This is a genomic window from Bradyrhizobium sp. 76 (genome assembly GCF_023073025.1).
Lineage (GTDB): Bacteria > Pseudomonadota > Alphaproteobacteria > Rhizobiales > Xanthobacteraceae > Bradyrhizobium.
Map to the genome: position 1 here is coordinate 1 of NZ_JADPIS010000073.1, position 8002 is coordinate 8002.

Sequence of the window (8002 nt, forward strand, 5' to 3'; positions counted from 1 at the left end):
ATCGATCTCGGCCTTCTTGACCCAGTCATGCAGCGTCTGCGGCGTGCAGCCGATCTTGGCCGCGATCGACATCACTGCCGCCCAGCGTGACGGGTGCTCACTGGCGTGATCCAGAACCATCCGAACCGCTCGGGTCCGGACCTCGGGTGAAAACTTGTTTGTCGTCTTGCTCGTCATGGCTCCATCCTCTCAGGAGTTGGAGCCTCCGGCAAACCCGGGGCGGTTCAGTGTTAGGCTTCCGATCCTTGCCAACTTCTCCAATCTGGATGCTTCCCTTTTGGACGCAGCCCAGAGCCAGTTCGGCGACGACCTAGTTGGAACTATATCGTCCAGTTGGTATTTGCCTGATTTCGAGTTTTCGGCGAACCGGATGTTTGCGACCTCAATGCGGCGCGAATTTAACTCGGCGCCTGGCCTCAATGCTGCTGCGGCGTACACGTTTGGCGCGGTGCTAGAGCAAGCCTTGCAAAAACTCGGAGGTGATATCGAGGACCGACAGAGGTTTACCGAGACGCTGCGTGGATCTGAGGTGTTTGACACGATCCGCGGTCCCGTCAAATTCGACGAACGTGGGAACGTTGTTGGAATCATCTTCATCGCGAAAGCTTCGCGAATATCCCGAAGCAACACGGCGCTACTCGGAAACGAGCCAATCAAGACATATCCGTTCGTAAGCCAGTTTTGGACCTACGATCCAAAGAAATTTTTGTCCGGTCGGGCCTTTTCTCGAGAGTATCCGCCGGCGCATTATCTCGAAAGATAATGATCATACGGTCAAGGCATCCAAGACATGCTTGGCGACGTCCGGGTCGTCCAAGTACCCGATTATTCCGTGCCGGTTATCGGTACCATTCCTGACGCTGCCGTAGTTTTCGATGGCTGGGTTTACCGGGAAATTGGCTGCGTCGAGTGGGTACAGAGCGACCACGTCCCTCGGCTCAAACGCGTTGTACCAAGCTTTCGCTGGCGGTGGAAAGCCGATTGGGCGCAGTTGATCTCGTATAGCTCTAATAGCGAGTGGTGAGCCGACGGTTATGAACGCCCTCACGTTTAAGCTACGGCGGTCCGTGCGTAGTACGTTGTAGGCAACTACAGTTCCTAGCGAATGGGCAATCACGACACAGGGTTTTTCATTTAACGCAGGTCCGACGATACGGTCGACCTCGTCCCTGACGCCGGCACGTGTTGTATAAAGGTATACGTCTCGCATGATCGTCTCGATTGTGGTCTGGCTAGCTCCACCGCCATGTCGATCAATCGCACGAATGAGTGCCTGAACCCACGCCCAATTCTGCGGGCCCCGCTCGGTTGTGTTGTTCCCGAACTCCTGTTGAACCTGAGCATCCGTTACGCCTGCACCACGGCGCATGGACTCGGCGACCGATGCTTGGAATTTCAGGAAATCGTCATCTACAGGATTCCCCTTGGCCTGAACGTCATTAGTCAAGGGTAGCTCGGACTGCCGGGCGAGTTCATCCAACTTGTCCCCATAATAGGGAAACACCACCTCGAGACTATCCGGAAGGCTGCGTTTGATTTTCGCGGCGCCGCGCTGGAGCGTATCCATCCAAATTGACTTTAATTCACCGGGATCGCGCCCTTGCTGCGATCGGCCATGCACCAACACTAGTCGTACAGGGGCAAGATTAGCGGCCCGCGCGCGTGGGAGCGGAAGAATCGAGGCTGCCAGGCCAACTCCGGCTGCTGAAAGCAAATCACGACGAGTCACCATCGTCTTTCCCCCAAAGTGAATAAAACCACTATCGCGCGGCTTGGATAGCTCTGCCGATAAACTCCACGCCGGGCGGTCCAAACGTCGTCCACAAGCCCGGCCGCAAGCTATCTCGCGCGCGCTGAACATTCTCGGCCAGGGTAACTTCTCTAACGCGGAGCAATTGCCATCCTTGGGTCAACATAGGGCAAAAGGGCACGACTGAGTTTCGCAGTCCCTCGATCCGTTGGCCTGTCAATTTGTCAGCAAGCAGTGCAACGTCAAATAAATCAGCTCCAAGATCTCCCCTCATGTAGGATTGAACCGATCGTACTTGATCAGGAAGATTGGCGTCTGCGTAGGCATACGCCGCGTAAAGTCCCAATGTCGGGTCGACGCTTTTGAGAACACGAATTTGATTTGCCAGGCGTCCACCAGCATCAGTTCTCGCTTGTTTATCTCCCTCGATGCGAAAAACACCGAATTTGCTTGACGCAGCTGCCAAGGCCCGGAGCTCTTCAAGCCGAGCATTTTCGCCTGCGTACTCGCCTCGACGGGAGCCTCGCGGGGACGGTGCATACGCGACGCTTGTCACCTGTCCGTTCCTCACGGTTAGAGAGCCTATAAATCCAGGTAGCGCGGCGACGACAGTGCCCGAACCGTCCTCAAACATCAAAGCTGTGGTGACCGGTTGGGGATATGCGCCGGGAATGCTTATCATGGCGGGGCGCTCTCTCCCGTCCCCTGCGTCGACGATGTCTCCCCCTTGATCGCCTGCGACCCACACCGCGCGCACGCCAGCGCCAACCACGAAAAGACCGGTCTCCGTGTCAAAGGAATCGGCTTTCTTGGTATCGAGAAGTTCGCGTTGTACTCGACGGAGTTCGCTGTCTGCGAAAGCTCGATCGAGAGCCTGGACGTTTAGATCGCGAAGGGAAGCCAAGGGGCCAACGCGCGTGAGGCTAAACTGGTGATTGGCTATGTCCGAGACGGTTATATTGCCTGTCGTCGGCCCGGGAGTCGGCGTCGGAGTCGGAGTCGGAGTGGGTCTCGGTTGAGCTGTTGCTCGGCCAATGTATACGCTTTCGGGAGATTCGATCTTCGAATCCGGGTACTGAATGACCTTCGAATTTGCAGCCTTTAAGCGCGTCGGCACTTCTTCCAGCAGAAAGGTCTTAAGGGCGCGATTGGATATCACGTCCACGTCCCTGACTTTAGTCACCATCCCGGCCCGCGGGCTTTTGAATGCGTCCAAGAGGGTCGACGTGTAGACCCCCGCATAGTCATCGGCTGCGATCTTCAATTCGTATGCGGGAGCACCCTGCCGAGTCCCAAAGAAACGATCGACGTCGGGCGATTGGACGCCGGGTACAAAGCTCCCTCTGGGAAAAAGCACCGTTCCATGAAGAAGGGTCGTGTCAAAGTCTGGGATTGACCGGCATGCGTCGCAAATGATGACGACGTTTGGAATGGCACTTCGGTTGGCTTGATCTATACACTCAGTGACGCTGACTGCCTCGGCTAAGTCGTCGGGCGCGCCTGTCAACAGCCAAAATTCACTCGTCCCAAATGCGACGCCATGCCCCGAAAAGTAGATAAGAAGCTGAGTGAGCGTGCCTCGATTGACCAGCTCCGTGACGGCACGTTTAATACTGTCTGCCGTGACGACTCGACCATCATCATCATCGATCAATTTAACTTCGAAGCCTTCGGCGCTCAGCCAGCTAGCAACCGACTTTGCACCGGCGGCAGCCGCGCGCAGGACCGGCAAGTCGCCCGTCTTGTTGACGCCGACGACGACGGCGGCTCGCGTCGATACCCCACTGGTTTGGCCTCTCAGTGGGAGCGGCGCTGCCAATTGCGCCAAAGCCAGGCCCCCCAAAAGCACCTCGCGCCTTCTGATCGCCATCGCAACCTCCACATCGGGAAACGAGAGGGGACAGGTTATGGTAGTAAGCTGGTGGGATTTCTGAAAGAGTTTTCATACGACCGTCGGCCGCACCCTAGCGCAGCAATGCTCACCGGAATGCCCAGGTATCTTTCTGCCGGCCCTGGTGGACGCCGCCCACAGCTGCCGGGCGAGGGATCTTCGAGCGGCAGACTTGGCTTGAAGCGAGCCGTCCGGAGTGCCATCCGTCGCAGGACGGCTCGCTTGAATTGGCCGGTTTCAGTTCTACGAGGCTTGCGGGAACTGGCGCCCGCAGGCCCACTCGAGAACATCCCGCTTGCCTATGACACTCGTCCTAAAACGATGCGTCGCGCCCTGTTTAGCGACCGCGTCGGCCAGATGCGTTCGGCCTATCGCCGCCTTTCCTGCGCATGCCGGCATCCGATCAAACCAGAGGAGCCGAGCCGCAAATGCCGGTCTGAATCCTCAAAGTTCCGCCTCGAAAATAGGAGCCCCGCCACTATCGAGATAGTGGCGGGCTGCTCCCTGCCCCCCGCGGGAGCCGCGTTGCCAAGAACAGCGCGCTACGACGACGTTCGTTTCCCCCCGGGGCTGGTCGTTCGGTGGGCTCGCCAGAGACTCACGCGCGTTCCGATTTTCGGTCCTCGGCGTCTCTCACGAGGTTGCGCAGCGCAATTTCGGAAGGCGCACAATCAGCTATTTGAGACGGGCAATCTCTTGCTCGCAGTGCTGCAGCTCGAGCTGTTCGTCCGACATCGTCGGCACTTCATGGGGACTTCCATTGTCGTCATGCTTCATATCGAACCTTTTCTGACCAAGTGAGCGCGGACGAAGAGTTTCCCCGTGCCTCTTTCGCCAAACATTAACAGCCAAATCGGGGGCGGTGTTCCGACAAACACGGCCCGGAGCGTACGAAAGGTCCTGTTACTCGCCCGAGCGCGTCACTCCGAACACAGATTGGAACGTCTTCTACAAAGGGTCCTTTCGCTCGGGGGTTCCGGAGACGGGGCGAGCGCGGCTGGTAGATCGATAGCCAGCTCGCTAGTATTGGTTGATTAGCCGTCACCTAAATCACAACGATCCGCTGCCCGTCGCTGGGGTCATGGTCCTTTCCGAGGTCGCAAGCGCCTCATGATGATGTCCGGATTGGGTGCCTCATCGTTTGCAACGGCGTGCGGAGGAGCCGCCACCAGCCGATTGACCGAGATCACCACGACGTCCCAGCGGGACATCGCCGGCCCGGCGGACCGGGCAGGAGCTTACAAAATAAGGTCAGGCCGGGGCGTGGCCCCAGTCGAACGACGTGCCATCGACCCAAATGCAGTGGAGGATCACTCCGATCTTGCGGGCAATGGCGACCTTTGCCTTTTTCATACCGATCCGCTCGCCAGCTTCATTCCCCAGGCCTTGAGGGAACACCATTTTGGGTCCGATAGAGAGGACGGTCGCTGCCTCGAACAGGCGCGCGGCCTGCAACCCGCCAGCACGAGCACCGCGCCAGCGACCGCAGCCACTTTTGCGAAGACGCTCGGCAAGACGACGACATCCGGCGAGCCGCGTGCCACGCACCGGCGCAGCCGTCGGCCCTATAAGGGTCCGCATGCCGTCCAAGCTCGATCCGCATATTGCTGCGATGGAGGGCTGGCTCGCTAAGCAACCGCAGTTAACTGCACTCGCCATCGTCGGCCGGCTGAGCGAGAAAGACCCCGAGGAGTTCGGGACAAGACAGCATTCGATCGTGCAGCGTCTGCTGAGGGCGCTTAGACGGAAGACGGCCGAGCAGCTGGTCGCGGAGGAGCCGCTCGACCAGGCCACCACCGCTGCCCCATTGCCCGGGGTTGTGGACGGCTCGGGCTATGTAGGGCCCGACCCGCCCACAGCCCCTCTCATCGAGCAAGCCCAAAGCCCACCTGGCGCAGTCAACCAATCGATATCGGATCGCCATCGGCAATGGCACCATCAGGGTAACATTCGCTGATGCGGCAATACGCGGGGTCAATATTGGGCTCTGACGCATATTCGATGATCGTGATTGTTTTTATGGCGCGCCAATCAGCCTTGCCTGAAGGAGATCGAGCTTAGCGCGCCCGTACATCTGCCGTTTGACCAGCTTGAGCTTAGGTGTTTGGTCCCAAGCTTTGATGGTGCATTCTTATCGCATGATTCGAAGGATGCGCTATGGGTCAAGTTTTACACGGCTGCGCCACCACGACGGAGGCAGTCCGTCGAGCAATACAAAATAGTCAAGAGAGCTTGAGAGCGCTCGCCAAGCGCTACGGTATCAACCAGAAGACTGTCGCGCAGTGGAAGCAGCGCGAGACTGTCGCCGATCGCTCGACAGGCCCCAAAGAAGCCAAGTCGACTGTCCTTTCCATCAAGGAGGAGGCGATCATCGTCGCCTTCCGGCGGCATACGCTGCTGCCACTGGACGATTGCCTCTATGCGCTGCAGCCAACCATCCCGCATCTGACGAGGTCATCTCTGCATCGCTGCCTCCAGCGTCATGGGATCAGCCGATTGCCGGAGGTCGAAGGCAGCAAGCCTTCGAAGAAACTGTTCAAGGCTTATCCGATCGGCTATTTCCACATCGACATTGCTGAGCTCCAGACCGCTGAAGGCAAGCTCTACCTCTACGTCGCCATCGATCGCACCAGTAAGTTCGCCTTCGTGCAACTGGTCAAGAAGGCGGAAAGGACCTCCGCCTCGGCCTTCCTCGGAGCTCTGATCGCGGCGGTCCGCTACAAGATCCACACGATTCTCACCGACAATGGGATCCAGTTCACCTTCCCGCCGCGCTACGCGGACGGCCCGACGGCAAAGATACGCGATCCATATGTTCGATATGCGCTGCAGGGAAAATGGCATCGAACATCGGCTGACCAAGATCAAGCATCCTTGGACCAATGGCCAGGTCGAGCGCATGAACCGAACGATCAAGGAAGCGACTGTCCAACGCTATCATTACGACCGACACGATCAGCTCAAGGCACACCTTGCCGACTTCATCACCGCCTACAACTACGCTCGGCGGCTGAAAACCCTGAAGGGCCTCACGCCTTACGAATACATCTGCAAATGCTGGACCTCCCAGCCACAACGATTCAATCTCAATCCGCTCCAGCAAATGCCGGGACTAAACACTTCCGGGTGAAGGTGGAATTGCTGCCCTAAACAAGATCGGCCCTGCGCGCGACCCTCGATGGGGTTCAGGTTGCGATCGCGATCAACGCCTATCTGACCTTTTCATTGGGGGCCGGCGAAACCGTCATTGGCATCATTACTGATCTTGAGGCACGTGAGAGCTTCGATCCCACCAGCGGCGACGAACTGAACCTGGAACTCATGAAACCGCGCCGGACCGCCAGCGTGCAGTTGCTGGGTACCATCGAGCATGCCGACGATGAGCCGTCCTTCAGTCCGGGTATATCCATCCTGCCAACACTCGATACACCGGCAGAAATCGGATCACCTGACATCTTGCGCGCCGTGTTTGAAATCCCGCCCCGTCGCAACAGGCCGGAGGGTTATGATGCGAGGGACTTTGACTGCGACTTGAAGATCGGATTTCCGACGGGCCAGGCGCGTAACGTCGTCCGGGCGTCCTACAATGACCTGTTCTCGAGGCCCTTGGCCATCGTCGGTAACACCGGGTCGGGCAAGTCATTCTCGGTGTCGAACCTCATTCAGAAGGCCATGAAAGCGCTCGACGGCGCAGCGGAGGACCCGCATGTCTTCATTCTCGACATTAATGGCGAATACGCCAAAGCCTTTCCTGCCGCAAAAGCAGCGGTACGCTTGCCGGATCGCATCTATCTCAATGGCAAAGAGTTCGGCCTCCCGCTCTGGTTCCTGAACGCGGAGGAGATCTGTGCATGGCTGAGCGCGGCGGAACAGACACAGGAACCCGTGTTGAAAGACTGGTGGGCGATCGCCAAGGGCGGCAATGCCACAGCTGCGGCCAGTCTCGGTTCCCTGCAGAACGCAATGAGCGCGCTCGATCAACTTCTCAGCGACAAAGATCAAGAAGAAGGCTGCGGGTTCCTATTGTGACGCCGTTGCCGGCCATCTCGCGAACACCGATATCGACACTACGGCGTTCGATAAACTATTCATCTCACATCGCTCCGCCAACGACTACAACACCGAGGTCATGAACAATCAGGCCGTGATCGCGGCCGAAAGCTAGCAGACCGTCGACGATGTGGGTGGCGCGAGTAATCATCTGGATACTTTAGCTATTTGAGCTGCACCCGGTTCTGTTGACACCGGCTTAAGCTAATCCAACCTTCCGTTCGAACTCCATAGGGCTCAGATATCCGATCGTCGAATGCCTTCGCTTCGGATTGTAGAAGCGCTCGATGTAGTCGAACACGTCGGCCTTG

The 8002-nt window shown here is 58.0% G+C and carries 6 protein-coding genes and 3 pseudogenes; 4 read left to right on the forward strand and 5 right to left on the reverse strand.

What is annotated here, in order from left to right; all coding sequences use genetic code 11:
- Positions 1 to 177: pseudogene (locus tag IVB48_RS15950) on the reverse strand (helix-turn-helix domain containing protein); the annotation flags it as partial.
- Here IVB48_RS15950 and IVB48_RS15955 point away from each other — a divergent pair.
- Entirely contained in the window at positions 155 to 763 is a 609-nt protein-coding gene (locus tag IVB48_RS15955; RefSeq protein WP_247400767.1) for an ABC transporter substrate-binding protein, read from the forward strand. The pseudogene IVB48_RS15950 and the gene IVB48_RS15955 sit on opposite strands and share 23 nt — an antisense overlap.
- A gap of 3 nt (positions 764 to 766) precedes the next feature.
- Here IVB48_RS15955 and IVB48_RS15960 read toward each other — a convergent pair whose 3' ends face one another.
- The 3 genes and pseudogenes from IVB48_RS15960 to IVB48_RS15970 all read right to left on the reverse strand — a co-directional run.
- Positions 767 to 1732: a hypothetical protein gene (locus tag IVB48_RS15960; protein ID WP_247348839.1), complete on the reverse strand. Its 966-nt coding sequence runs from the start codon at positions 1730 to 1732 to the stop codon at positions 767 to 769.
- A gap of 28 nt (positions 1733 to 1760) precedes the next feature.
- Entirely contained in the window at positions 1761 to 3620 is a 1860-nt protein-coding gene (locus IVB48_RS15965; protein WP_247400771.1) for a caspase family protein, read from the reverse strand.
- Positions 3621 to 4892: 1272 nt separating this feature from the next.
- Positions 4893 to 5006: pseudogene (locus IVB48_RS15970) on the reverse strand (IS110 family transposase); the annotation flags it as partial.
- A gap of 214 nt (positions 5007 to 5220) precedes the next feature.
- On the opposite strand from IVB48_RS15970, the gene IVB48_RS15975 reads away from it, so the two are divergent.
- From IVB48_RS15975 to IVB48_RS15985, 3 genes and pseudogenes are all read left to right on the forward strand, one after another.
- Positions 5221 to 5598, forward strand: coding sequence for a hypothetical protein (locus IVB48_RS15975; protein WP_247348843.1), 378 nt, complete (start codon positions 5221 to 5223; stop codon positions 5596 to 5598).
- A gap of 200 nt (positions 5599 to 5798) precedes the next feature.
- Positions 5799 to 6771 (forward strand): annotated as a pseudogene (locus tag IVB48_RS15980) (IS481 family transposase).
- Positions 6772 to 6866: 95 nt separating this feature from the next.
- Complete coding sequence (locus IVB48_RS15985) at positions 6867 to 7670, forward strand: DUF87 domain-containing protein (RefSeq protein WP_247348845.1); 804 nt, start codon at positions 6867 to 6869, stop codon at positions 7668 to 7670.
- A 220-nt stretch (positions 7671 to 7890) separates the two neighbouring features.
- On the opposite strand, the gene IVB48_RS15990 is transcribed toward IVB48_RS15985, so the two are convergent.
- The coding region (locus IVB48_RS15990) for an IS3 family transposase (protein ID WP_247399029.1) at positions 7891 to 8002 on the reverse strand (112 nt) is incomplete at its 5' end.

Bases quoted from the DNA above. Each gene is read 5' to 3' on its own strand.
- IVB48_RS15960 (WP_247348839.1), bottom strand. From the start codon at position 1,732: ATGGTGACTCGTCGTGATTTGCTTTCAGCAGCCGGAGTTGGCCTGGCA.
- IVB48_RS15965 (WP_247400771.1), bottom strand. From the start codon at position 3,620: ATGGCGATCAGAAGGCGCGAGGTGCTTTTGGGGGGCCTGGCTTTGGCG.
- IVB48_RS15975 (WP_247348843.1), top strand. From the start codon at position 5,221: ATGCCGTCCAAGCTCGATCCGCATATTGCTGCGATGGAGGGCTGGCTC.